Genomic DNA, 24,681 nt, shown 5'->3' with positions numbered 1-24,681 from the left:
GGATGCCCTTTTTACAAACAGACTATATTCTAACACGAATTAACTTTCCGGGGCTAATCGTGGTTTAGAAATAAAATGCCATAAATCATAGTATAACAAACGATAGGGTATTGTCAATAGCAAGGTTACACCCGGACACGTTGTTTTTCATTTTTTTCTTCATAGCGAACCTTCCACAAGTATAATCCATGTGCAGGTGCAGTTTTGCCAGCATTGTTACGATCCTTAGATTCTATAATAGACAGAATATCAGAAGCTCTCCGTTTTCCAACGCCAATCTCTAGAAGAGTACCAACTAAAATCCGCACCATATTATACAAAAAGCCGCTTCCTGTAAAGGTGAAAACAATTTGGTTGCCCGTGCACTTTATATGAGCTTGATAGATGGTCCGTATTTTATCCCCTTTTACACCCGAATTGGCCGCACAAAAGGCTGTAAAGTCATGCTCCCCTTGGAGAAGCTCACAAGCCTTCGACATCTCATCTAGGTCTAGAGGGTATGGGTAATGATACGCATATTTGCGTTTAAATATATCAATATCTTCCTGTACATCCACAAAGTACTTGTAGGTCTTTTCTCGCACATCAAACCGCGCATGGAAGGAAGAACTTACCTTCTCTATCTCTAACACTCTAATATCAGGAGGTAGTAGAGTATTGATTGCTTTTTTCCACCTATCTTCAGGAATCTCTAACTCTGTATCATAATGAAAAACTTGTCCTTTTGCATGGACACCAGCATCTGTTCTCCCAGATGCTGTGATACGAATTGGATTCCCCTTTGACATCTTCTGAAGAGCCTTTTCAATTTCCTCTTGAACCGTTCGACCATTTGGTTGAACTTGATATCCTGAAAATTCAGATCCATCGTAAGAAATCACACATTTTATTCGTTGCATGTCATCCACCTTTTACTTCCTCCAAATAAATATGCCAATGACGACTAGAATAAAGATACCATAGGCTACAAAGTCAATGGATTGCGTCCTTAGCTCTCTTAGCTTCGTTCTTCCTTCTCCACCGCGGTACCCCCTAGCCTCCATCGCCATCGCTAGCTCCTCCGCACGTTTAAAAGCACTTACGAACAGTGGTACAAGTAAAGGAACCACTGCTTGAATTCGTTCTTTTAGTGGACCAGTGCGAAAATCGACCCCACGTGATGCCTGCGCCTTAGAGATTTTCTCTGTTTCCTGCATTAGCGTCGGAATAAACCGTAAAGAAATGGACATCATCAATGCTAACTCATGAACTGGAAACCTAACTTTCTTCAATGGACCGAGCAGGGTTTCAATTGCATCTGTAATTTCTATCGGTGTTGTTGTTAATGTCAGCATGGAGGTAATAAGAATAAGGAGGAAGAATCGTAATGAGATAGCAAATCCTTGAATAAGCGCTCCGGAATAAATGGAATAGCCCAATACTTCAAATAATACGTTCCCTTCCTTCGTTACAATTAAATGAAGAATAAACGTAAAAACGATTAAAAACCATACGGGAGTGAGCCCCTTTAGAATAAAGGTTGGTTTAATCCGTGTAGAAATCGTAACGGTAAAGGCAAACAAGGTTAATATACCATAACTGCCCACAGAATTAGCAAAGAACACAATAATAACAAAGAAAAAAATAAGTGCGATTTTTGTTCTTGGATCTAATCGGTGAATAAAAGACTCACCTGGAACATATTGACCGACGATGAAGTTATTCACCTTAACCTTCTCCCTTAAGTAATACTTGTTTCAATCGCGTCGCTAACTCTTTTACATTTTGCCTTTCTATAGGTAGTTCCATAGAGAATTGTTCATTAAACCGCTGGATAAATCGAACTATTTCCGGAATATCTAAATGAACCGCTTGTAATTCTATTTGTCTCGTTAATACATCCTCTGGTGTTCCTTCTACATACAGTTCTCCATTGTTTAATACAAAGACATAATCAGAATACTGAAATGCATCCTCCATACTGTGCGTTACTAGAATCGTTGTTAGGTTTCGAGCACTATGTAACGAATAAAACATCTCCATTACATCGCGCTGTCCTCTTGGATCTAATCCAGCAGTAGGCTCGTCGAGCACTAAAACTTCTGGATTCATTGCTAACACACCTGCAATGGCAGTTCGCCGCATCTGTCCTCCACTTAACTCAAAGGGGGAGCGGTCCAATAACTCCTTTGGAAGATGGACGTGTTCCATAACCTCTTGTATTCGCTCCTGAATCTCTTCTTCGGATACCCCGAAATTTTTCGGACCAAATGCAATATCCTTGGCAACCGATTCTTCAAATAACTGGTGCTCTGGATATTGAAATACAACACCAACTCGCTGCCGTAACCCCTTTAAATCCTTTGGCTTTTCATCATGCAGTAGCCTATAGGGGCCAATATGCACCTCGCCAGTTGTTGGTCTTAGTAATCCATTTAGATGCTGAATAAGCGTTGATTTTCCAGAACCAGTATGTCCCACAATCGAAACAAAAGAACCCGAAGAAATGGATAGATTTAAATTCTTGAGTGCCTGGTATTCAAATGGACTATTCGGTTGATACGTGTAGTTTACTTGCTTGAATGATATATCCATAATTCCTCCAATAGCTCATCCTCATTCAATGGTTTACCGATTGGAATGCTTGGTTTCAATTCGGCGGCTAGCTTTGCAATAAACGGTACATCTAGTCCTATTTCTTCGAGCTCTTTTTTCTTTGTAAAAATATGCCGTGGAGTACCCTCCGTCCAGATTCTTCCTTCATTCATGATAAGTACTCGATCAGCCTCCATAACTTCGGATAAATCGTGTGTGATGGTCACAAGGGTCAACTCATGCTCCTTCATAATAGTTTGTATAGTTGTATGGATTTGCTTACGGCCTTTAGGATCTAACATAGCAGTGGCTTCATCTAAGATCATGACACTAGGTGAAATAGCAAGGACACTAGCTATAGCGACCCGTTGCTTTTGACCACCTGATAATCGATGTGGCTCATGAAGCTCATAAGATTCCATACCAACAGCTGTTAGACTCTGCTTGATTCGTCTAAGCATTTCATCCCGAGGAATCCCCCTATTTTCTAAGCCAAATGCGACGTCATCCCTTACTGTCGTACCGACAAATTGGTTATCGGGATTTTGAAACACCATCCCAACTTGGCTACGCACGTCCCAAATCGTTTCTTCCTTCACAGACATTCCGGCAACTAAAATATTGCCTTCCTGCGGAAAAAGAAGACCGTTCATCAGCTTAGCGATGGTTGATTTTCCGGAGCCGTTATGCCCAATAATTGCTACAGATTCATTTCTATGTAGTTGAAAGCTCACTTCTCGAAGTGCCCACGGTTGATCTTCCCCATATCGAAAGGACACATTTTGAAACTCAATAAATGGCGGCTGCATCATACACCCCTCCTGGGAGGATAAAGTCATTTTTATGTATGTTTAGGGTCCAAAAGCGGAAGCCTGTGATAGTATTGCACAATCACCCACTTCCGCTTCTCCCTATCAGACTTAGAAATAGTAAGACAATATTTCTTTATACTCTTAGACTTTTAACCTCTACGAATCATCCATCTACGCTAAAAGCCAGTTTCTATAAAAAGCAGGAGCAAAAACGCAAAAATAGAAACGAATTTCCCGAACTTCTTATTGACTTTTTCAAGTATAAAAAAGGGCTTGGATTTCACCTCGTGATAGAGATTCTGTCCTGCCCCTTCAAGCCATTCTATCGATTATTATACTAGTTCAATAATCGCCATTTCCGCACCATCACCACGACGTGGTCCTAGTTTAAGGACACGAGTGTATCCGCCTTGACGGTCTTCGTATCTAGTAGCGATATCAGCGAATAGTTTTTGAACTGCATCTTCATTTTCGTTCGCTTCTGCATTATAAAGGAATGCTGCAGCTTGACGGCGGGCATGAAGATCACCGCGCTTACCAAGAGTAATCATCTTCTCAACAACAGAACGAAGCTCTTTTGCTTTAGCTTCCGTTGTTTCTAGTCGTTCATGAATAATCAAATCTGTGGCAAGGCCGCGTAGTAGAGCCATACGCTTATCCGTTGTACGACCTAATTTTCTAGCCATGGATTATCCCTCCCTTTTTCGGAATCTCTAAAGGTGTCGTTATCAATCGTCTTTACGTAATCCTAGTCCAAGATCCTCTAGTTTGTGTTTTACTTCTTCTAGAGACTTACGGCCTAAGTTACGAACTTTCATCATGTCTTCTTCAGACTTATGAGCAAGTTCTTGAACGGTATTAATACCAGCACGTTTTAAACAGTTGTAAGAACGAACGGAAAGATCTAGTTCCTCAATTGTCATTTCTAGAACTTTTTCTTTCTGATCTTCTTCTTTTTCAATCATGATTTCCGCATTTTTAGCTTCATCGGTTAACCCAACAAAAATATTTAAATGCTCTGTGTAAATTTTCGCACCTAAAGATACTGCCTCTTCCGGTCTAATACTACCATCTGTCCATACATCCAGTGTTAGTTTATCAAAATTGGTTACTTGCCCTACACGAGTGTTTTCCACTTGATACGTAACACGAGATACAGGTGTAAAAATAGAATCGACTGGAATGACACCAATCGGCAGATCTTCGTGATTGTTCGCCTCGGCAGGTCGATATCCTCGACCACGTTCTGCAGTAATCTTCATATTAAAGTTAGCATTGCTACCAAGTGTCGCAATATGAAGATCTGGATTTAAAATTTCAACGTCGCTGTCAAATGTAATATCTGCAGCTGTCACGATGCCTTCTCCTTGAACATTTATCTCTAACGTTTTTTCTTCTTCAGAGTAAATTTTCAAAGCTAGTTTCTTCAGGTTAAGAATGATAGTTGTAACATCCTCAACTACTCCATCAATTGTTGAAAATTCATGAAGTACTCCGTCAATTTGAACCGATGTCACAGCAGCGCCAGGAAGTGATGATAAAAGGATACGACGCAAGGAGTTCCCTAGTGTAGTACCATATCCACGTTCAAGCGGTTCTACGACGAACTTTCCAAAAGTAGCATCATCGCTGACCTCAACCGTTTCAATCTTTGGCTTTTCAATCTCGATCATTAAATAAAACCCTCCTTCAAAACGTCGAAACCCCGGCTAGACCCCTGTCTAACCGAAATTCCTCTGGTGGCAGTTCCCGTTTCTGCACAACACATTTTTGTACTTTCTGTCTTATGCAATGCTGATTATGAGAATTCAACAAGAAAAGTAACGGATGGGCTCTTGTAATGATCTTAACGTCTAGTTGTCTGATTCAAGATGTACGTACGAACTTACGAGCTTTATCTTACATCCTGTGTGCTAACCACCTAAAAACCTAGTTTTTAAAGTACCTAGCACAACTTTTCCACCATATTTGAACCCTAATACTTTTAGCTATCATAACCCATTATAGACAGGGTGACAAATATTATACGGATAAATTATACACGACGACGTTTTGGTGGGCGACAGCCATTGTGAGGAACCGGAGTTACATCACGAATCGCTGTAACTTCTAGTCCTGCTGCTTGTAGAGAACGGATTGCTGCTTCACGACCAGCACCAGGGCCTTTTACTGTAACTTCTAGAGTTTTCAAACCGTGTTCCATAGCAGATTTAGCAGCAGCTTCTGCAGCCATTTGCGCAGCAAATGGAGTAGATTTACGAGAACCCTTGAAACCAAGTGAACCAGCACTGCTCCAGCTTACCGCGTTACCTTGAACATCAGTAATAGTAACAATAGTGTTGTTGAATGTTGAACGGATGTGAGCCACACCAGTGTCAATATTCTTTTTCACGCGACGTTTACGTGTGTTAGTTTTACGTGCCATGTTTTAACCTCCCTTAGCTTATTTTTTCTTGTTAGCCATTGTTTTACGTGGGCCTTTACGAGTACGAGAGTTGTTCTTAGTCTTTTGACCACGAACTGGTAAACCTCTGCGATGACGTAAACCACGGTAAGATCCGATCTCAATAAGTCGTTTAATGTTAAGAGATACTTCACGACGAAGGTCACCTTCTACAGTGAATTTCTCCACTTCTTGACGGATTCTTGCTAATTCGTCTTCTGTTAAATCGCGAACGCGTGTATCTTCAGAAACACCAGCTTCTTTAAGAATTTGCTTCGCAGTAGCTTTTCCAATCCCATACACATAAGTAAGGGAAATCACTACACGTTTGTCACGTGGGATATCAATACCTGAAATACGTGCCATTAGGTACGTGCACCTCCTTTATGGTTATCCTTGTTTTTGTTTGTGTTTAGGGTTTTCGCAAATTACCATAACTTTACCGTTACGGCGAATTACTTTACACTTTTCACATATCGGTTTTACGGATGGTCTTACCTTCATCACCTATACCTCCTCTTATGTCGGAGTTTCATTATTTATATCGGTACGTAATACGTCCTCTTGTTAAATCATATGGTGAAAGTTCAACCGTTACTTTGTCTCCAGGTAAAATTCGAATGAAGTGCATACGAATCTTACCGGAAACGTGTGCCAATACAGTATGACCATTCTCTAATTCAACTTTAAACATTGCATTAGGTAATGTATCGGTAACGGTACCTTCCACTTCAATTGCATCATCTTTAGCCATCGAGTTGATCTCCCTTCTTTAGATCAGTCACAAAATCATTGACAAATTTTGATAGAGCAAAACGCAGCTTACCATTTGTTACGCGACCAGTTTCTAGAAGGCTGTTTTGGACTTCCGGAGAAATGTAATCCAAAAGCTCAATATGATGTCGATTCTTTTTCTTCGGCCGATCATATTTTCTTTTTTCTCCGTCTGCGAGTAAGACAAAACGATCATCTACGATATCAATGATAATCGCATATTGCCCTTCTTCTCGTCCTTGCAAGATACGAACAACTTGACCTATTCGCGGACTCGACTCTGATTCATTCAACCACGATCACCTTCACTTAGGCTATTGTTAAGATCTGATAACCTTCCTCAGTAATAGCAATTGTGTGTTCAAAGTGAGCACACATTTTACCATCCTCTGTCACAACCGTCCAATTATCTGCAAGTGTTCGTACAAAACGCTTGCCTGCATTAACCATCGGTTCAACAGCAAGGACCATTCCTGGTTTTAATACAGGACCTTTATTCGGTGGTCCATAATGTGGGATGTTCGGATCTTCATGAAGCTCACGCCCCACTCCATGTCCGACATATTCTCGCACAATACTAAACCCTTCTGGTTCTGTATAAGCCTGAATGGCATGAGATATATTTGAAAGGCGTGCACCTGGTTTTGCTTGCTCAAGACCTTTCCATAATGAGGTTTCAGTCACCTCTAACAAACGCAAGGTTTCGTTATCAACTGTCCCTACCGGATATGTCCAAGCAGAGTCTCCATGAAAGCCTTTATATTTAGCTCCAATGTCAATGCTGATAATATCTCCATTGCGTAATTTACGATTACTAGGAATACCATGAACAAGTTCCTCGTTAACAGATGCGCAAATGCTACCACGGAATCCATTATACCCTTTAAAGGAAGGAAATGCATCCATGCCACGAATGAATTTCTCGGCAATGTTATCCAGTTCCTTTGTTGTGATTCCAGGTTGGATATGTTGTTTTAACTCTTGGTGAGTTAGTGCAACAATCCGACCGGCTTGCCTCATGATTGCAAGCTCTTGTGGCGTTTTACGAATAATCATCTAGAAAGAGCTCCTAGCTTCTCGTCGATATCTTCAAATACCTTATTAATGTCTTGGTCGCCATCAAAGGTTACAAGATACCCTTTTTCATTGTAAAAATCTAGCAAAGGTTTTGTTTGTTCTAGATTTACTTGAAGACGTTTTTTAACTGTATCAGCTGTGTCGTCCTCTCGTTGAATCAACTCACTACCATCTTTATCACAAATCCCAGCTACTTTAGGAGGGTTGTATTGAACATGATAGGTTGTTCCACACGTCGGACATATTCTTCTACCAGTTAACCTCTCTACAAGCTTTTCTTCCGGAACATCCACATGGAGTACATAATCAATAGACTCTCCTAAGTCAGAGAGTAGATTCTCCAACGCCTCTGCTTGTGCAATTGTTCTTGGGAATCCGTCTAACAAGAATCCTTGTTGACAATCATCCTTGCTTAGTCGCTCTCGAACAATTCCAATCGTTACTTCATCTGGAACAAGTTCTCCCTGGTCCATAAACTCTTTTGCTTTCTTGCCAAGCTCCGTGCCTTCTTTGATGGCTAAACGGAACATATCTCCAGTTGAGATATGAGGGATATGGTACTTTTCTACAATCTTTTCTGCCTGTGTACCTTTTCCTGCACCAGGTAGCCCCATAAGAATTAAATTCAAAGCCGTTCCCCTCGCTCTCGTTCTCTATCTAGAAGGATACCCTTCTAAACTATTTTATAAAGCCTTTGTAATGACGTTTTACTAATTGGCTCTCCAATTGCTTCATCGTTTGTAGTGCAACACCTACAACAATCAGTAAGCTGGTTCCTCCGATACGGACAGATTGTGGTAAATCAGCCAAACCACCTAATACAAGTGGAAGGACAGAAACGGCAGCTAGGAAGATTGATCCTACGAAGGTCAAGCGATACATAACTCTAGTAAGATACGTTTCGGTTGTCTTACCTGGTCGGATACCCGGTATATATCCACCTTGCTTCTTAAGGTTCTCTGCCATTTGCTCTGGATTAACTTGAACAAATGTATAGAAGTAAGTGAAGGCAATAATAAGCGCCACATAGATTGTCATACCTATTGGTTGAGTATAGTCAAATATATTTGCAATCGTACCTGCTATCTCATTCCCATCAAAGAACGTAGCGACCGTTCTTGGAGCAATGATGAAGGCAATTGCAAAAATGACAGGAATTACCCCTGCTGCATTTACTTTTAACGGTAAATGAGTAGATTGACCACCAACTGGCTTATTGTTTGAAACACGTTTTGCATATTGAATCGGAATCTTTCTCAAAGCTTCTTGAATAAAGATAACACCGACTGTAACTGCTAACACGACTAAGATGATCAGAGCTACGATGACAATGTTTATAAATAAATCATCTGTGTTGTTTCCACCAAAGTATTGCTCATACAACTGGTTTACGCCACCCGGAACAGCAGCGACGATACCTGCAAAGATTAGAATGGAGATACCATTCCCAACACCATTTGCTGTAATTTGTTCCCCTAACCACATTAAGAACGCCGTTCCACTTGTTAAAACAAGTGCGATTACGATGAATTTCCCAGGACCAGGATCGGCGATTAGCTGACCACCAGTCATGGCATTAAAGCCGACTGACATAGCGGAAGCCTGGATAAGTGCTAGCACAATTGTTCCATAGCGGGTAAATTGCGCTAACTTTTTCCTTCCGACTTCCCCTTGCTTCTTCCATTCTGTGAACTTAGGAACAACATCCATTTGCAATAGTTGCATAATGATGGAAGCTGTAATGTAAGGCATAATTCCCATAGCAAAGATGGAGAAGTTTTGCAACGCCCCACCACCGAATGTATTTAAGAAGCCAAATACGCTTTGCTGATTCATGACATCAATCGCGTTCTTATCTGTAAAGGGAACTGGGATGAATGTTCCCAGTCTAAATACGATGAGCATTAACAAGGTGAAAATGATTTTATTACGAATGTCACTTACGCGCATAAAATTGGAGATTGTACGAAACATTAAATCACCTCAGTTTGACCGCCCGCTGCTTCAATCGCTTCTTTAGCGGAAGCAGAGAACTTGTGAGCTTTTACGGTTAGTTTCTTTTCCACATTGCCGTTTCCAAGAATTTTCACGCCGGCTTTTAGCTTGCTAACTACACCAGTTTCAAGTAAAAGCTCTGGAGTCACTTCTGTACCTTCTTCAAAACGATTTAATGTTTCAAGGTTAACGATAGCATAATACTTGCGGTTAATGTTTGTGAAACCACGCTTCGGAATACGTTGGATTAGTGGCATTTGTCCACCTTCAAAACCTGGACGAGTACCTCCACCGGAACGCGCTTTTTGTCCTTTGTGTCCGCGGCCAGATGTTTTTCCGTTACCAGAAGACATTCCGCGTCCAACACGGTTACGTTTCTTACGAGTTTCTGATGGTTTCAATTCATGAAGTTTCATGCGTGCACCTCCTCTTTTAGCAATTTAAGACTTAAACTTCTTTTACCTCTACTAAGTGTGATACCTTTTCTACCATTCCACGAATAGCAGGGTTATCTTCATGTGTTACAGTTGAACGAATTTTATTTAAGCCAAGTGTTTTTACAGTCGCTTTTTGCGATTCAGAACGACCAATAACACGTACGAGGGTAATTTCTAATTTTTTAGACATATAGTTTCCCTCCTTATCCTAACAGTTCTTCTACAGACTTACCACGAAGTTTTGCAACTTCCTCTGCACGTTTTAATTCTTTTAATCCATTAATTGTAGCGCGAACCATGTTGATTGGTGTGTTAGAGAACCTAGTGATTTAGACAAGATGTCACCAACACCAGCAAGCTCTAGTACCGCACGAACCGGACCACCCGCGATAACTCCTGTACCTTCAGAAGCTGGCTTCATCAGGATGCTTCCAGCACCAAATTGACCAGTGATTTCGTGAGGGATAGAAGTACCTACGATCGGTACAGTAATTAGGTTTTTCTTCGCATCGTCAATCGCTTTGCGAATTGCATCTGGTACCTCTTGTGCTTTACCAGTACCGAAACCTACATGACCGTTTTTATCTCCAACAACTACTAACGCAGCAAAACGGAAACGACGTCCACCTTTTACTACTTTTGCAACACGATTAATTGTAACTACACGTTCTTCAAGATCTAATTTATTCGGATCAATGTTTGTACGCAATATGTGTCCCTCCTTTTACGATTAAAATTCAAGACCTGCCTCACGGGCAGCATCTGCTAATGCTTTTACACGTCCGTGGTATAAATAACCGCCACGATCGAAAACTACGTTCTTAAGTCCTTTTTCTTGTGCACGAGTTGCGATTAACTCCCCAACTTTTTGAGCTGCCTCTACGTTAGAAGTAGCTTCAACGCTTAGTCCGTTATCTACTGTAGATGCACTCGCAAGTGTTACTCCACTCTCGTCATCGATTAGCTGTGCATAGATGTGTTTGTTAGAACGATAAACGTTTAAACGCGGACGCTCAGCAGTACCAAAAAGGTTTTTACGAACACGGTTGTGGCGTTTTTTACGTACAACGTTTTTATCAGGCTTAGTGATCACTTAGGTCACTCCTTTCTGTTCCTACTACCTTACTTGTTGTTAACCAACTTAATTAGAAGGGTTTATTACTTCGCAGTTTTACCTTCTTTACGACGCACATATTCGCCTTCGTAACGGATACCTTTACCTTTATAAGGCTCTGGCGGACGAATAGCTCTAATGTTCGCTGCAATGGCACCTACTAATTCCTTGTCGATACCTTTTACAACGATTCTTGTGTTGGAAGGAACATCAAGTTCGATTCCAGCAGGCTGTTCCACTTCAACAGGATGAGAGTATCCAGCATTCACAACGACTTTGTTACCTTGTTTTGTCGCACGGTAACCTACACCATTGATTTCTAATGCTTTTTCAAATCCTTTGTGAACACCTTCCACCATGTTTCCAATAATACTACGAGTTGTACCATGTAATGCACGGTGTTCTTTATTATCACTAGGACGTTCTACTGTAAGTACGTTGTCCTCAATTTTAATCTTCATATCTTCATGAAAGTTACGAGTAAGTTCTCCTTTTGGACCCTTAACTGTAACTGTACTTCCGTCTAGTTTGACTTCAACACCCTCAGGGATTTCAAGAATTTTCAATCCTATACGAGACATTAAAGGCACCTCCTATCTTGTATATAATCGATTACCAAACGTATGCAAGCACTTCTCCACCAATTTGTTGTTGACGTGCTTCTTTATCAGATAAAACACCTTTTGATGTAGAAACGATAGCAATTCCTAATCCGTTCAAGACTTTAGGAAGTTCGTCAGCTTTGGCATATACACGTAGACCAGGTTTACTGATACGCTTTAGGCCCGTGATTACACGCTCTTCGTTGTTTCCGTATTTCAAGAAAATACGTAGTACACCTTGCTTGTCATCTTCTACAAACTCATAATCGCGAACGAAACCTTCACGTTTAAGGATATCTGCGATTTCTTTTTTTAATTTAGATGCAGGAAGTTCAAGCTTCTCGTGACGCACCATGTTTGCGTTACGAATACGAGTAAGCATATCTGCGATTGGATCTGTCATAACCATTATCTATTACCTCCTTCCCTAATCGGGGTTTACCAGCTTGCTTTTTTGACACCAGGAATTTGACCTTTGTAGGCAAGTTCACGGAAACAAATACGGCAAAGTTTAAATTTACGTAGTACAGAATGTGGACGACCACAGCGTTCGCAACGAGTGTACTCTTGTACTTTAAACTTTTGAGGACGTTTCTGCTTCGCGATCATTGATTTTTTAGCCACAATTTTCCCTCCTTCTATTAGCTTTCAGCTTATTTTTGGAAAGGCATGCCAAGTTGAGTTAAAAGCTCACGTGATTCTTCATCTGTGTTAGCAGTTGTAACAATAACGATGTCCATACCACGTACTTTACTTACTTGATCATAATTAATTTCCGGGAAAATCAATTGTTCTTTCACACCAAGTGTGTAGTTACCACGACCATCAAAAGCTTTCTTCGAGATACCACGGAAGTCACGTACACGTGGTAAGGAAACAGCGATTAATTTATGAAGGAATTCATACATACGCTCTCCACGAAGAGTTACTTTTGCACCAATCGGCATTCCCTCACGTAAACGGAAGCCTGCGATTGATTTTTTCGCTTTTGTAATTAATGGTTGTTGACCGGAGATAAGTGCTAGTTCTTCTACCGCGCTATCTAACGCTTTAGAGTTTTGAACCGCGTCACCGACACCCATGTTAATGATTATTTTTTCTACTTTTGGTACTTCCATTACAGAGCTATAGTTAAATTTTTCAACTAGTGATGGTACAATCTCATTTAAATATCTTTGTTTTAATTCGTTCATCGAGAAGACCTCCTTTCATCGCTAATCTTATTTATCTAATGGTTGACCTGATTTTTTAGCGATACGAACTTTCTTTCCGTCGCGTACTTCATATCCAACTCGTGTTGGTTCGCCAGATTTCGAATCAATTGGCATTACGTTAGAAACATGAATCGGTGCTTCTTGGTTAAGAATCCCGCCTTGTGGGTTGTCTTGAGAAGGCTTAGTGTGTTTTTTTACGACGTTCACACCTTCTACCAACACACGATCTTTTTTCGGGTAGGCTTCAAGGATAGTTCCTGTTTTGCCTTTATCCTTACCAGAGATCACCTGAACTTTATCACCTTTTTTAACATGCATGCTTAGCGCACCTCCTTACAAGGCTTATCATTCATTTATAGTACTTCTGGTGCTAGAGATACGATCTTCATGAATTTAGCATCACGTAGTTCACGTGCTACCGGTCCAAAGATACGAGTTCCTCTTGGACTTTTGTCATCACGAATGATTACTGCTGCGTTCTCATCAAATTTGATATAAGAACCGTCTTTACGACGAACTCCACTCTTTGTTCGAACAATTACAGCTTTAACTACATCACCTTTTTTGACAACGCCCCCTGGTGTTGCTTGTTTCACCGTACACACGATAACATCACCAATGTTTGCAGTTTTGCGACCAGATCCACCTAGTACTTTAATTGTAAGTACTTCACGTGCACCTGAGTTGTCTGCTACTTTCAAACGAGTCTCTTGTTGAATCATACTCTTGTAACCTCCCTTCGGAAACCAATCCGAGCGAAATTTAATTAAATAATTACGGCTTCTTCGACAACTTCAACTAAACGGAAACGTTTTGTAGCTGAAAGTGGACGAGTTTCCATGATACGCACGATATCTCCAGTTTTAGCCTGGTTGTTTTCGTCATGTGCTTTGAATTTCTTAGAGTACTTAACACGTTTTCCATACAGCTTATGGAACTTATATGTCTCAACCATTACTGTAATGGTCTTATCCATTTTGTCAGAGACTACACGACCTGTGTAGACTTTACGGTTATTACGTTCACTCATTTGAGGCTAACCTCCTCTCGGGTTTACTAGTTATTTACGCTTAGCTCTCTTTCACGAACAACAGTTTTCATACGCGCGATAGATTTGCGAACTTCACGAAGACGTGCAGTGTTTTCAAGTTGTCCTGTCGCTAACTGGAAACGCAAGTTGAAAAGCTCTTCTTTTAAAGATTTAACTTTTTGTTCAATTTCGGCAGTGGTTAGTTCTCTTATTTCATTAGCCTTCATTGATTTCACCACCAATTTCTTCGCGTTTTACAAATTTCGTTTTAACAGGCAATTTATGAGAAGCAAGACGTAACGCTTCACGTGCTACCTCTTCAGAAACACCTGCGATTTCAAACATAATCTTTCCTGGTTTTACTACTGCTACCCAGCCTTCTGGAGCCCCTTTACCGGAACCCATACGTACTTCTAGAGGTTTCGCAGTGTATGGTTTGTCTGGGAAGATTTTGATCCAAACTTTACCACCACGTTTCATGTAACGAGTCATCGCGATACGAGCAGACTCGATTTGACGGCTAGTAATCCAAGAAGCTTCAAGAGCTTGTAGTCCATATTCACCAAATGCTACAGTTGTTCCACCTTTTGCTTGACCTTTCATACGACCACGGTGTTGTTTACGATGTTTTACACGTTTAGGCATTAACATAATGCGTTCCCCCTTCCTTATTTGTTGTTTTTAGTTGGAAGGACTTCTCCACGATAGATCCACACTTTAACACCTAATTTACCGTACGTAGTATCTGCTTCTGCAGTACCGTAATCGATATCCGCACGTAGTGTGTGTAGTGGTACAGTTCCTTCACTATAGTGTTCCGCACGAGCGATATCAGCTCCACCTAGACGGCCTGATACTTGAGTTTTGATCCCTTTAGCTCCTGCACGCATTGCACGTTGAATCGTTTGTTTTTGCGCACGACGGAATGAAACACGGTTTTCAAGTTGACGAGCGATATTTTCAGCAACTAGTTTCGCATCGATATCAGCTTTTTTCACTTCAACGATGTTGATGTGAACTCTTTTACCAGTAAGGGCATTAAGAGACTTACGTAAAGCTTCTACTTCGGAACCACCTTTACCAATTACCATTCCTGGTTTAGCAGTTGCGATAGAGATGTTTACGCGGTTTGCTGCACGTTCGATTTCAATGCTAGATACCGCTGCATCTTTTAAACGTAGTTCAATATATTCACGAATCTTAATATCTTCATGTAATAGATCAGCATAATCTTTACCAGCGTACCATTTGGATTCCCAATCACGGATAACGCCGACACGAAGTCCTATCGGATTAACTTTTTGACCCACGAATTATCCCTCCTTCTTTTCTGATACAACCACTGTAATGTGGCTCGTTCTTTTATTGATTTGACTAGCACGACCCATCGCACGTGGACGGAAACGTTTCAAAGTTGCTCCTTCGTTTACGAATGCTTCAGAGATAACAAGGTTATCTGGGTTCATTTCGTAATTGTGCTCTGCGTTAGCGATAGCCGAACGAAGTACTTTTTCTACTACAGGTGAAGCTCCACGTTGTGTGTGGCGTAGAATTGAAACAGCTTCTCCTACATTTTTTCCTCGAATTAAATCTATTACTAAACGAACTTTACGAGGAGCGATACGAACAGATTTTGCAACAGCTTTAGCTTGCATTAGGAGTGCCTCCTCTCATTAACGTTTTGTTTTCTTGTCATCACCAGCGTGACCTTTATAGGTACGTGTTGGTGCGAATTCACCTAATTTGTGCCCTACCATATCCTCTGTTACATATACAGGTACGTGTTTACGACCATCATAAACAGCGATAGTGTGGCCAACGAAATTAGGGAAAATGGTAGAACGACGAGACCACGTTTTAATCACTTGTTTTTTGTTATCAGTGTCAAGTTGTTCTACTTTTTTCATTAAATGGTCATCCACGAAAGGTCCCTTTTTTAAGCTACGACCCATGCATAAGCCTCCCTTCGCGATTGACAGACGGGTTTTTGTTCCCGCCTAGCAACCCCGTTATTTTTTACGTTTACGTACGATAAACTTATCAGTTGGTTTGTTACGTTTACGAGTTTTGTACCCAAGAGTTGGTTTACCCCATGGAGACATTGGTGACTTACGTCCGATTGGCGCACGTCCTTCACCACCACCGTGTGGGTGATCGTTCGGGTTCATTACAGAACCACGTACAGTTGGACGAATACCTTTCCAGCGAGAACGTCCAGCTTTACCAACGTTGATTAGTTCGTGTTCTAAGTTACCTACTTGACCAACCGTTGCACGGCAAGTACCTAGGATTAAACGAACTTCTCCAGAAGTTAGTCTTACAAGTACATATTTATCTTCACGTCCAAGGATTTGAGCTTGTGAACCAGCAGAACGAACTAATTGTCCTCCGCGACCTGGTTTTAACTCGATGTTGTGGATAACAGTACCTACTGGAATTTTTTGAAGCTCTAAAGTGTGCCCAACTTTGATGTCAGCGCCCTCTCCAGAAAGTATCTCGTCTCCTACTTTAAGTCCTTTTGGAGCTAGAATATAACGTTTTTCACCATCAACATAGTTAATTAACGCAATATTAGCAGTACGGTTTGGATCGTACTCAATAGTAGCAACGCGTCCAGGTATTCCATCTTTATCGCGTTTGAAATCAATAATACGATATTGACGTTTGTGACCGCCGCCCTGATGACGAACTGTTAACTTACCTTGGTTGTTACGACCACCACGTTTGTGAAGTGGAGCAAGCAAGGATTTTTCTGGTTTATCAGTAGTGATTTCAGCGAAATCAGAAACTGACATACCACGTCGACCATTAGAGGTTGGTTTGTATTTTTTAATCGCCATCGTTTTCCCTCCTTTTTATTCAAATAATAGATTAAACACCTTCAAAGAAGTCTAGCTCTTTACTATCAGCAGATAGTGTAACAATTGCTTTCTTGCGATCTGGGCGGAATCCTCCGTAACGTCCCATACGCTTGAATTTACCTTTAAGGTTCATTGTATTTACGTTCACAACTTTCACACCAAAAATGCTTTCAATCGCATCTTTGATTTCAGTTTTGTTCGCTTTGGTACTCACTTCAAAGGTATATTTTTTATCAGCCATTAAATCTGCAGAATTCTCAGTAATAACTGGGCGCTTAATAATATCACGTGGATCTTTCATTATGCAAGCACCTCCCCTGCTTTTTCAGCTGCCTCTTTCGTCAAGATCAGCTTGTCATGCGTAAGCAAATCTAAAACATTTACTTCACTTACAGTTAGTACTTTCACTCCAGGTAAGTTGTTAGCAGAACGCGCAACTACTTCATCTTTTTCAAGTGTAACAATTAAAGCTTTGCTATCTACATTTAAACCAGCTAAGATAGCTTTTACTTCTTTTGTTTTTGGAGCTTCGATTGAAAGATTGTCGAGTACGAACAAGCTTTCTTCATTCACCTTAGAAGATAGCGCAGATTTTAATGCCAATCTACGAACCTTTTTCGGTAGTTTATAGCTGTAGCTACGTGGAGTTGGTCCGAATACTGTTCCACCACCAACCCATTGTGGAGAACGGATAGAACCTTGACGAGCACGACCAGTACCTTTTTGACGCCACGGTTTACGTCCACCACCACGAACTTCAGAACGATTTTTTACATCGTGAGTTCCTTGGCGTAAAGAAGCGCGTTGCATAAGGACTGCTTCGTGTAATACATGCTCATTTGGTTCAATTCCAAATACAGCATCATTTAATTCCACATCGCCAACTTGAGATCCAGTTTGATTATATAGTGCTACTTTAGGCATGACATATCCTCCCTTCAAATAATGATTAGTTAGCCTTTACCGCACTGGTAATTTGAACATAAGATTTTTTCGCACCAGGTACATTGCCTTTTACTAAAAGTAAGTTACGCTCTGTATCTACTTTTACTACTTCAAGGTTTTGGATCGTGATTGTTCCTCCACCCATTTGTCCTGGTAGTTTTTTACCTTTGAACACGTGCATAGGGTCAATTACACCCATTGAACCTGGTCTTCTATGGTAACGAGAACCGTGAGACATTGGTCCACGAGATTGGTTATGTCTCTTGATCGCACCTTGGAAACCTTTCCCTTTAGAAGTACCAGTTACATCTACGATATCTCCAGCTTGAAATACGTCTACGCCAATTTCTTGACCTACTGTGTAGTCTTCAAGATTAGCGTCACGGAATTCACGAATGAAGCGCTTAGGCGTTGTGTTCGCTTTTTCAGCATGACCTTTAGCAGGTTTGTTTGCATTATTTGCTTTTTGATCAGCAAATCCTACTTGAACTGCTTCATAACCGTCACTCTCAACTGTTTTAAGTTGAAGTACAACGTTAGGCTCAGCTTGAATTACAGTAACAGGAACTAGCTCGCCAGCTTCATTGAAAAGTTGAGTCATGCCGATCTTTCTCCCTAAGATTCCTTTCGTCATCCGTTACACCTCCATTTTTTTAAATTCTATATTATAGTTTGATTTCAATGTCCACACCAGATGGTAAGTCTAAACGCATTAGCGCATCAACTGTTTGTGGTGTCGGACTAACAATGTCAATAAGACGCTTGTGTGTGCGCATCTCGAATTGCTCACGAGAATCTTTGTACTTGTGCACCGCACGCAAGATTGTGTACACAGATTTTTCTGTAGGTAGCGGAATCGGCCCAGAAACACTTGCGCCTGAACGTTTCGCTGTGTCTACGATTTTCTCAGCGGATTGATCTAGAATACGGTGATCGTACGCTTTTAATCTGATTCTTATTTTTTCTTTTGCCATTATTTTCCCTCCTTTTCGCCCATTTTAAAATAGACATTCTCCGCGAAAATTCCTCGACAACCCGCCATGGCAAAGGGGCCGGGTGTGTCAACAACCTTCCGCATCATCGCCTTTTTTATGACCAACATTATTTATTATATAGAAGAAACCTAGTCATTGCAACCATTTTATAAAAATATACACACTAGATTTTTCTAGTCATAATGAGACACTAATCGGTATTATACATAGTAATAATACCGACTTCAAGCTGTGATCACTAATTACAATTATTAACCAATTTGTACAGGTTAAATACCTATGCTTTTTATATTTACTTCGACGTAACAAAATAAGGACTTGTATCTACTATATCAAGTTGACTTCTGATCCGGCGCTGCGGAAAAACACTCGCTTTCCGTGGGGAACGTCTCAGCCTCCTCGATCGCAAAGAACGCTCACTGTGGGGTCTTCAACTGTTCCTTTCCCACAGGAGTCTCGCATTTTTCCGCAGCTTGAGATGGATTTCTTATCAAGTAACAGCATGAACTTAATACCATGTATCTGGGAATCGCTTCTTCCTTTACGTTACACTAAATCAATGTTTATTAACGTGCTAGATTTAATGCTCCTTCTTTACTTCAATGGATATTTTGTAAACTACACTTTGGAGAGTAAATATGGCATGTTGATTGGAGTGGAGGGTAATCGACTCCTCGAAAATAAAGCCCAATTTTCTTCGTGCGATGTCTATTCTAAGAAGCTTTCCTTGTCCTGCGGAACAGCACGAGTTGAAGACCCCGAAAGATGCACCTGCGTCTCCTAGTAACGCTTCGTAGTAAGCTTCCTCAGTGCAAGGCAGCAAAGATGATTATTCGATGTAGTAGCCTGGCTGAAGCCATGCCCGCGGAAAGCGATTACCCGCAACGGAAATCAACATCGTAACGCACGTAGCACTTACCAAATCGATGGTTTTGTAGTAACTTTTATCATGTCATTATGTCGCAATTTATATCTACTCCGCATTAAACCAGTTAATTGAAGCCATTACTATTTTTCAAAGAAAAAAGGTAGCATCCTTAGATGCTACCTTTTTATATTCTACTTTTTTTATTACTCAGTGATAGAAGCAACAACGCCAGCGCCTACTGTACGGCCACCTTCACGGATAGAGAACTTAGTTCCATCTTCGATTGCGATTGGAGAAATAAGTTCCACTGTCATTTCTACGTTGTCACCAGGCATTACCATTTCAACACCTTCTGGAAGGTGGATAACACCAGTTACGTCCGTTGTACGGAAGTAGAACTGAGGACGGTAGTTAGTGAAGAATGGAGTATGACGTCCACCCTCTTCTTTAGATAGTACGTAAACCTCAGCTTGGAACTTTGTATGTGGAGTGATTGTACCAGGTTTAGCTAGTACTTGACCACGGTTGATATCTTCACGAGCAACCCCACGAAGAAGTGCACCAATGTTGTCTCCAGCTTCTGCATAGTCAAGAAGCTTACGGAACATTTCAACACCAGTTACAGTTGTTTTAGAAGCTTCTTCAGCAAGACCGATGATATCTACTTCATCCCCTACTTTTACTACTCCACGCTCAACACGTCCAGTAGCAACAGTACCACGACCAGTGATTGAGAATACATCCTCAACTGGCATCATGAAAGGTTTTTCAGTGTCACGGTCAGGTCTTGGAATATACTCATCAACCGCATCCATTAGTTCATAGATTGCGTTAACGTATTTTTCTTCGCCTTCAAGCGCTTTAAGAGCAGAACCTTTGATTACTGGTACATCATCACCAGGGAAGTCATACTCAGAAAGAAGGTCACGAACTTCCATTTCTACTAGTTCAAGAAGTTCTTCGTCGTCTACCATGTCACATTTGTTTAAGAATACTACAATCGCAGGTACACCTACTTGACGAGAAAGTAGAATGTGCTCACGAGTTTGTGGCATTGGACCATCAGCAGCAGATACTACAAGGATAGCTCCGTCCATTTGTGCAGCACCAGTGATCATGTTTTTAACATAGTCAGCGTGACCTGGGCAGTCAACGTGTGCATAGTGACGAGTTTCAGTTTCATACTCAACGTGCGCAGTTGAAATTGTGATTCCACGCTCACGCTCTTCTGGAGCACCATCGATTTGATCGTATGCACGAGCTTCACCGATACCGAATTTGTTGAATAGTACTGTAGTTATTGCAGCTGTTAAAGTTGTTTTACCGTGGTCAACGTGACCAATAGTTCCAATGTTAACGTGATCTTTGGAACGATCAAATTTTGCTTTACCCATTTATAGTTCCTCCTTTAAGTAAGTAAAAGTTTTTTTTATTATAAATGTATAGCGTGCTTAGGAACAACGGTTATGAAATTCCTAAGCATACAATACAAGTTATACTAGATGAATGTCAACAAATTGTATTATTCACCAGCATTTTTCTTGATGATTTCTTCTCCAATGCTCTTAGGTACTTCTTCGTAGTGATCAAAGTGCATGGTGTATGTTCCACGACCTTGTGTATTAGAACGAAGTGCAGTTGCATAACCAAACATTTCAGCAAGTGGAACGAATGCTTTTACAACTTGAGCAGCTCCACGAGCTTCCATACCTTCTACACGTCCACGACGAGAAGTTACATCACCCATGATGTCTCCCATGTATTCTTCCGGGATAACAACTTCTACTTTCATCATAGGTTCAAGTAGAACTGGGTTACATTTATTTTTCGCAGCTTTAAGTGCCATTGAAGCAGCAACTTTAAACGCTGTTTCGTTGGAGTCGACATCGTGGTAGCTTCCATCAAATAAAGTCGCTTTAATGTCAACTAGTGGATAACCAGCTAAAACACCGTTTTCCATCGCTTCTTTAACACCAGCTTCTACTGAGCCGATATATTCACGCGGAACAGATCCACCAACGGTCTTGTTTTCAAATTCAAATCCAGCGCCTTCTTCATTTGGCTCAAATTTGATCCAAACGTGACCATATTGACCACGACCACCAGATTGACGAACAAATTTACCTTCCACATCAGCGGAAGCGCGGAATGTTTCACGATAGGATACTTGAGGAGCACCTACGTTTGCTTCCACTTTAAATTCACGCTTCATACGGTCTACGATAATATCAAGGTGAAGCTCACCCATACCAGAAATAATCGTTTGACCAGTTTCCGGGTTTGTTTCTGTTTTGAATGTTGGATCCTCTTCTGCAAGTTTACCAAGCGCAACCGCCATTTTATCTTGGTCAGCTTTTGACTTAGGTTCGATTGCAACCGAGATAACTGGTTCAGGGAATTCCATAGATTCAAGAATTACAAGATTCTTTTCATCACATAGAGTATCACCAGTACCTGTATCTTTTAGACCTACTGCACCAGCGATGTCCCCAGCGTAAACTTCTGCAATCTCTTCACGAGAGTTTGCGTGCATTTGTAGAATACGACCTACACGCTCACGCTTGTCTTTCGTAGAATTTTTTACGTAAGAACCAGATTGTAGTGTTCCTGAATACACACGGAAAAATGTTAATTTACCTACGAACGGATCTGTTGCAACTTTAAATGCAAGTGCAGAGAACGGCTCGTCGTCGCTCGCTTTACGAACAACTTTTTCTTCCGTTTGTGGAACGATACCTTCAATTGGAGGTACATCTGTTGGAGCTGGTAGGTAGTCTACTACTCCATCAATTAAAAGCTGAACCCCTTTGTTTTTGAAAGCAGATCCACAGAATACTGGATAGAATTCAACACTTAGAGTTGCTTTACGGACAGCAGCTTTAAGCTCATCGTTAGAGAATTCTTCACCTTCTAAGTATCTCATCATTAGCTCTTCATCTAATTCAGCTACAGCTTCAATTAGTTTTGTGCGGTATTCTTCCGCTTGAGCTTTCATGTCATCTGGAATCGGACGAGCTTCAGCACGGGTACCAAGGTCATCCAAGTAGTAGAATGCTTCCATTGTAATCAAGTCAATGATTCCTTCGAAATCATCTTCTGCTCCGATTGGAAGTTGTACCGGATGTGCATTAGCACCTAAACGATCTCCTAAAGTCTTAACAGAGTATAGGAAATCTGCTCCGATTTTATCCATTTTGTTTACAAAAACAATTCTAGGTACACCGTAAGTTGTAGCTTGGCGCCAAACTGTTTCTGTTTGTGGTTCTACACCTGATTGTGCATCTAATACTGCTACGGAACCGTCAAGTACACGTAATGAACGTTCAACTTCTACTGTGAAGTCCACGTGTCCTGGTGTATCAATGATGTTAATACGGTGACCTTTCCATTGCGCAGTTGTTGCAGCAGATGTGATCGTGATACCACGTTCTTGCTCTTGCTCCATCCAGTCCATTTGAGAAGCACCTTCGTGTGTTTCTCCAATTTTATGGATACGTCCTGTATAGAAAAGAATACGCTCGGTTGCTGTTGTTTTACCCGCATCAATGTGCGCCATTATACCGATATTACGAGTCTTTTCCAAGGAGAACTCTCTAGGCATGAATGTTGTCTCCTTCCTGAATAAAGATTAATTTGTTTGTTGCTTAGTATAAACAGACTAGCCTAAGAGCATGTAGCTTTCTAGGCTAATCTTATTTTTAATCGCTACGATCTTACCAACGGTAGTGAGCAAACGCTTTGTTTGCTTCCGCCATTTTGTGCATATCTTCGCGTTTCTTAACAGAAGCACCTGTGTTGTTAGATGCATCCAAGATTTCGTTAGCTAGACGCTCTTCCATTGTTTTTTCTCCGCGTAGACGAGAGTAGTTTACAATGTAACGTAGACCTAGTGCTTGACGACGTTCCGGACGAACTTCAACCGGCACTTGGTAGTTAGATCCACCAACACGACGAGCACGTACTTCAAGTACTGGCATAACATTTTTCATTGCTTGCTCAAATACTTCCATAGCGTTTTGACCGCTACGCTCCTCCACTAGTTCGAAAGCTTTATAAAGAATTTTTTGAGCTTTTCCGCGTTGTCCATCCACCATAATTTGGTTGATTAGACGAGTTACTAGCTTAGAGTTATGAATCGGATCTGGCAAGACATCACGCTTTGGTACTGGTCCTTTACGTGGCATATGTCCCCCTCCTTCCCTTTAATGTTTGATAGTTTTTAAGACATTATTTTTTAGGTTTCTTAGTTCCGTATTTAGAACGTCCTTGCATACGGCCATCTACACCAGCAGTATCTAACGCTCCACGAACGATGTGATAACGCACCCCTGGTAAATCCTTAACACGTCCACCACGGATTAGAACAACACTGTGCTCTTGTAGGTTGTGACCAATACCAGGAATGTAAGCAGTAACCTCAATTCCGTTAGTCAAACGCACACGAGCATATTTACGAAGTGCAGAGTTCGGTTTCTTTGGTGTTAGAGTACCAACACGAGTACATACTCCACGTTTTTGAGGAGAAGATTGGTTTGTCAAAGACTTTTTGAAGCTGTTGTAGCCTTTGTTAAGTGCAGGTGAGTCAGATTTTTTACCTTTGCTCACACGACCTTTACGTACAAGTTGATTAATTGTAGGCATCTATTTTTCCTCCTTTCGGCAATGTTTTGTAATACCACATATCCAGGTGGTTCATAACAAGGCAAAAAACAAAGCTTTCGCGAATTTCCCGCCAAAACTTTATTGCTTTATCGCCACTGTCGCAGTCCCCACATCTATTCCACATGCTGATCAGCATCATCAGCTATAACAACCTCACTAACTTCACCATTTTTCATGGCTTTCAAAGTTTGCTTGGTTCCTATTATCAAACCAGTTTTCACCTGTGCCACTTTATCATAAGACATTTACATATCCTCCAAAGCAACAAGGATAATCGG

At 41.0% G+C, this 24,681-nt stretch carries 39 protein-coding genes and 1 pseudogene; all 40 read right to left on the bottom strand.

All coding sequences use genetic code 11. The features are described 5' to 3' along the window. Positions 1-125: 125 nt before the first annotated feature. Complete coding sequence (truA, locus tag FN924_RS00925; RefSeq protein ID WP_143891667.1) at positions 126-899, bottom strand: tRNA pseudouridine(38-40) synthase TruA; 774 nt, start codon at positions 897-899, stop codon at positions 126-128. Positions 900-911: 12 nt separating this feature from the next. After that, positions 912-1,706, bottom strand: coding sequence for an energy-coupling factor transporter transmembrane component T family protein (locus FN924_RS00920; protein WP_143891666.1), 795 nt, complete (start codon positions 1,704-1,706; stop codon positions 912-914). Position 1,707: 1 nt separating this feature from the next. Then, the gene (locus tag FN924_RS00915) at positions 1,708-2,574 is read right to left on the bottom strand and encodes an energy-coupling factor ABC transporter ATP-binding protein (RefSeq protein ID WP_143891665.1); all 867 of its coding nucleotides are present in this window, start codon (positions 2,572-2,574) and stop codon (positions 1,708-1,710) included. After that, entirely contained in the window at positions 2,550-3,383 is an 834-nt protein-coding gene (locus tag FN924_RS00910; RefSeq protein WP_143891664.1) for an energy-coupling factor ABC transporter ATP-binding protein, read from the bottom strand. Before FN924_RS00910 ends, FN924_RS00915 begins: the two co-directional genes overlap by 25 nt. A gap of 335 nt (positions 3,384-3,718) precedes the next feature. Continuing rightward, positions 3,719-4,072 (bottom strand): 50S ribosomal protein L17, encoded by a 354-nt coding sequence (gene rplQ, locus FN924_RS00905; RefSeq protein WP_143891663.1) that lies wholly within the window; start codon positions 4,070-4,072, stop codon positions 3,719-3,721. A 42-nt stretch (positions 4,073-4,114) separates the two neighbouring features. Beyond that, the gene (locus tag FN924_RS00900; RefSeq protein ID WP_143891662.1) at positions 4,115-5,059 is read right to left on the bottom strand and encodes a DNA-directed RNA polymerase subunit alpha; all 945 of its coding nucleotides are present in this window, start codon (positions 5,057-5,059) and stop codon (positions 4,115-4,117) included. Between the two features lie 362 nt (positions 5,060-5,421). Further along, positions 5,422-5,811 carry a 30S ribosomal protein S11 gene (gene rpsK / locus FN924_RS00895; RefSeq protein ID WP_143891661.1) on the bottom strand — a complete coding sequence of 130 codons (390 nt, stop codon included), beginning with the start codon at positions 5,809-5,811 and terminating at the stop codon, positions 5,422-5,424. An 18-nt stretch (positions 5,812-5,829) separates the two neighbouring features. After that, positions 5,830-6,195, bottom strand: coding sequence for a 30S ribosomal protein S13 (gene rpsM, locus FN924_RS00890; RefSeq protein ID WP_143891660.1), 366 nt, complete (start codon positions 6,193-6,195; stop codon positions 5,830-5,832). A gap of 24 nt (positions 6,196-6,219) precedes the next feature. Then, positions 6,220-6,333, bottom strand: coding sequence for a 50S ribosomal protein L36 (gene rpmJ / locus FN924_RS00885; protein WP_017473641.1), 114 nt, complete (start codon positions 6,331-6,333; stop codon positions 6,220-6,222). A gap of 31 nt (positions 6,334-6,364) precedes the next feature. Then, complete coding sequence (gene infA, locus FN924_RS00880; RefSeq protein ID WP_003464670.1) at positions 6,365-6,583, bottom strand: translation initiation factor IF-1; 219 nt, start codon at positions 6,581-6,583, stop codon at positions 6,365-6,367. Next, positions 6,576-6,896: a KOW domain-containing RNA-binding protein gene (locus FN924_RS00875; protein ID WP_143891659.1), complete on the bottom strand. Its 321-nt coding sequence runs from the start codon at positions 6,894-6,896 to the stop codon at positions 6,576-6,578. The genes infA and FN924_RS00875 overlap by 8 nt, the downstream gene beginning before the upstream one ends. A 16-nt stretch (positions 6,897-6,912) precedes the next feature. Beyond that, entirely contained in the window at positions 6,913-7,659 is a 747-nt protein-coding gene (gene map, locus FN924_RS00870) for a type I methionyl aminopeptidase (RefSeq protein ID WP_143891658.1), read from the bottom strand. Beyond that, complete coding sequence (locus tag FN924_RS00865) at positions 7,656-8,309, bottom strand: adenylate kinase (protein ID WP_143891657.1); 654 nt, start codon at positions 8,307-8,309, stop codon at positions 7,656-7,658. The genes map and FN924_RS00865 overlap by 4 nt, the downstream gene beginning before the upstream one ends. 49 nt (positions 8,310-8,358) lie before the next feature. Further along, entirely contained in the window at positions 8,359-9,654 is a 1,296-nt protein-coding gene (gene secY, locus FN924_RS00860; protein ID WP_143891656.1) for a preprotein translocase subunit SecY, read from the bottom strand. Beyond that, on the bottom strand, positions 9,654-10,091 hold the full coding sequence (gene rplO, locus FN924_RS00855; protein ID WP_143891655.1) for a 50S ribosomal protein L15: 438 nt from the start codon (positions 10,089-10,091) through the stop codon (positions 9,654-9,656). The genes secY and rplO overlap by 1 nt, the downstream gene beginning before the upstream one ends. 31 nt (positions 10,092-10,122) lie before the next feature. Continuing rightward, positions 10,123-10,302 carry a 50S ribosomal protein L30 gene (rpmD, locus tag FN924_RS00850; RefSeq protein ID WP_143891654.1) on the bottom strand — a complete coding sequence of 60 codons (180 nt, stop codon included), beginning with the start codon at positions 10,300-10,302 and terminating at the stop codon, positions 10,123-10,125. A gap of 13 nt (positions 10,303-10,315) precedes the next feature. Next, positions 10,316-10,821, bottom strand: a pseudogene (rpsE, locus tag FN924_RS00845) (30S ribosomal protein S5). A 21-nt stretch (positions 10,822-10,842) separates the two neighbouring features. Next, entirely contained in the window at positions 10,843-11,205 is a 363-nt protein-coding gene (rplR, locus tag FN924_RS00840) for a 50S ribosomal protein L18 (RefSeq protein WP_143891653.1), read from the bottom strand. 65 nt (positions 11,206-11,270) lie between these two features. Further along, positions 11,271-11,807 carry a 50S ribosomal protein L6 gene (gene rplF, locus FN924_RS00835; protein WP_143891652.1) on the bottom strand — a complete coding sequence of 179 codons (537 nt, stop codon included), beginning with the start codon at positions 11,805-11,807 and terminating at the stop codon, positions 11,271-11,273. A 31-nt stretch (positions 11,808-11,838) separates the two neighbouring features. After that, positions 11,839-12,237 (bottom strand): 30S ribosomal protein S8, encoded by a 399-nt coding sequence (gene rpsH, locus FN924_RS00830; protein WP_143891651.1) that lies wholly within the window; start codon positions 12,235-12,237, stop codon positions 11,839-11,841. A gap of 29 nt (positions 12,238-12,266) precedes the next feature. Then, positions 12,267-12,452 (bottom strand): type Z 30S ribosomal protein S14, encoded by a 186-nt coding sequence (locus FN924_RS00825; RefSeq protein WP_143891650.1) that lies wholly within the window; start codon positions 12,450-12,452, stop codon positions 12,267-12,269. 29 nt (positions 12,453-12,481) lie between these two features. Next, on the bottom strand, positions 12,482-13,021 hold the full coding sequence (gene rplE / locus FN924_RS00820) for a 50S ribosomal protein L5 (protein ID WP_143891649.1): 540 nt from the start codon (positions 13,019-13,021) through the stop codon (positions 12,482-12,484). A gap of 27 nt (positions 13,022-13,048) precedes the next feature. Next, on the bottom strand, positions 13,049-13,360 hold the full coding sequence (gene rplX, locus FN924_RS00815; RefSeq protein WP_143891648.1) for a 50S ribosomal protein L24: 312 nt from the start codon (positions 13,358-13,360) through the stop codon (positions 13,049-13,051). A gap of 35 nt (positions 13,361-13,395) precedes the next feature. Next, a complete protein-coding gene (gene rplN, locus FN924_RS00810) occupies positions 13,396-13,764 on the bottom strand; it encodes a 50S ribosomal protein L14 (RefSeq protein WP_143891647.1) in 369 nt (122 codons plus the stop codon). Positions 13,765-13,808: 44 nt separating this feature from the next. Beyond that, on the bottom strand, positions 13,809-14,072 hold the full coding sequence (gene rpsQ, locus FN924_RS00805) for a 30S ribosomal protein S17 (RefSeq protein WP_143891646.1): 264 nt from the start codon (positions 14,070-14,072) through the stop codon (positions 13,809-13,811). Positions 14,073-14,098: 26 nt separating this feature from the next. After that, on the bottom strand, positions 14,099-14,299 hold the full coding sequence (gene rpmC / locus FN924_RS00800) for a 50S ribosomal protein L29 (protein ID WP_017473656.1): 201 nt from the start codon (positions 14,297-14,299) through the stop codon (positions 14,099-14,101). Then, positions 14,289-14,723 carry a 50S ribosomal protein L16 gene (rplP, locus tag FN924_RS00795; RefSeq protein WP_143891645.1) on the bottom strand — a complete coding sequence of 145 codons (435 nt, stop codon included), beginning with the start codon at positions 14,721-14,723 and terminating at the stop codon, positions 14,289-14,291. Before rplP ends, rpmC begins: the two co-directional genes overlap by 11 nt. A 17-nt stretch (positions 14,724-14,740) precedes the next feature. Then, the gene (gene rpsC / locus FN924_RS00790; RefSeq protein ID WP_143891644.1) at positions 14,741-15,382 is read right to left on the bottom strand and encodes a 30S ribosomal protein S3; all 642 of its coding nucleotides are present in this window, start codon (positions 15,380-15,382) and stop codon (positions 14,741-14,743) included. Between the two features lie 3 nt (positions 15,383-15,385). Beyond that, positions 15,386-15,727, bottom strand: coding sequence for a 50S ribosomal protein L22 (rplV, locus tag FN924_RS00785; RefSeq protein ID WP_143891643.1), 342 nt, complete (start codon positions 15,725-15,727; stop codon positions 15,386-15,388). 18 nt (positions 15,728-15,745) lie between these two features. Further along, entirely contained in the window at positions 15,746-16,024 is a 279-nt protein-coding gene (gene rpsS / locus FN924_RS00780) for a 30S ribosomal protein S19 (RefSeq protein WP_143891642.1), read from the bottom strand. A 57-nt stretch (positions 16,025-16,081) separates the two neighbouring features. Continuing rightward, the gene (gene rplB / locus FN924_RS00775) at positions 16,082-16,912 is read right to left on the bottom strand and encodes a 50S ribosomal protein L2 (RefSeq protein ID WP_143891641.1); all 831 of its coding nucleotides are present in this window, start codon (positions 16,910-16,912) and stop codon (positions 16,082-16,084) included. A 31-nt stretch (positions 16,913-16,943) separates the two neighbouring features. Further along, positions 16,944-17,234 (bottom strand): 50S ribosomal protein L23, encoded by a 291-nt coding sequence (rplW, locus tag FN924_RS00770; RefSeq protein WP_143891640.1) that lies wholly within the window; start codon positions 17,232-17,234, stop codon positions 16,944-16,946. Further along, positions 17,234-17,857, bottom strand: coding sequence for a 50S ribosomal protein L4 (gene rplD, locus FN924_RS00765; RefSeq protein WP_143891639.1), 624 nt, complete (start codon positions 17,855-17,857; stop codon positions 17,234-17,236). The genes rplW and rplD overlap by 1 nt, the downstream gene beginning before the upstream one ends. 25 nt (positions 17,858-17,882) lie before the next feature. Continuing rightward, complete coding sequence (gene rplC / locus FN924_RS00760; RefSeq protein WP_143891638.1) at positions 17,883-18,512, bottom strand: 50S ribosomal protein L3; 630 nt, start codon at positions 18,510-18,512, stop codon at positions 17,883-17,885. Positions 18,513-18,543: 31 nt separating this feature from the next. After that, positions 18,544-18,852, bottom strand: a complete 309-nt coding sequence (rpsJ, locus tag FN924_RS00755) for a 30S ribosomal protein S10 (RefSeq protein ID WP_143891637.1) — start codon at positions 18,850-18,852, stop codon at positions 18,544-18,546. A 1,092-nt stretch (positions 18,853-19,944) separates the two neighbouring features. After that, positions 19,945-21,135: an elongation factor Tu gene (gene tuf, locus FN924_RS00750; protein ID WP_143891636.1), complete on the bottom strand. Its 1,191-nt coding sequence runs from the start codon at positions 21,133-21,135 to the stop codon at positions 19,945-19,947. Between the two features lie 128 nt (positions 21,136-21,263). Then, positions 21,264-23,342 (bottom strand): elongation factor G, encoded by a 2,079-nt coding sequence (gene fusA, locus FN924_RS00745; RefSeq protein ID WP_143891635.1) that lies wholly within the window; start codon positions 23,340-23,342, stop codon positions 21,264-21,266. A gap of 112 nt (positions 23,343-23,454) precedes the next feature. Then, entirely contained in the window at positions 23,455-23,925 is a 471-nt protein-coding gene (gene rpsG, locus FN924_RS00740) for a 30S ribosomal protein S7 (RefSeq protein ID WP_143891634.1), read from the bottom strand. 43 nt (positions 23,926-23,968) lie between these two features. Next, positions 23,969-24,382, bottom strand: coding sequence for a 30S ribosomal protein S12 (gene rpsL / locus FN924_RS00735; RefSeq protein WP_143891633.1), 414 nt, complete (start codon positions 24,380-24,382; stop codon positions 23,969-23,971). 134 nt (positions 24,383-24,516) lie between these two features. Beyond that, positions 24,517-24,648, bottom strand: a complete 132-nt coding sequence (locus FN924_RS00730) for a ribosomal L7Ae/L30e/S12e/Gadd45 family protein (RefSeq protein ID WP_407692001.1) — start codon at positions 24,646-24,648, stop codon at positions 24,517-24,519. Between the last annotated feature and the right edge of the window lie 33 nt (positions 24,649-24,681).

The organism is Radiobacillus deserti, assembly GCF_007301515.1.
In the GTDB taxonomy this organism is placed as follows: domain Bacteria; phylum Bacillota; class Bacilli; order Bacillales; family Amphibacillaceae; genus Radiobacillus; species Radiobacillus deserti.
The sequence above is the reverse complement of the archived record's forward strand: the minus strand, read 5'-3'. Positions and strand labels throughout refer to the sequence as shown.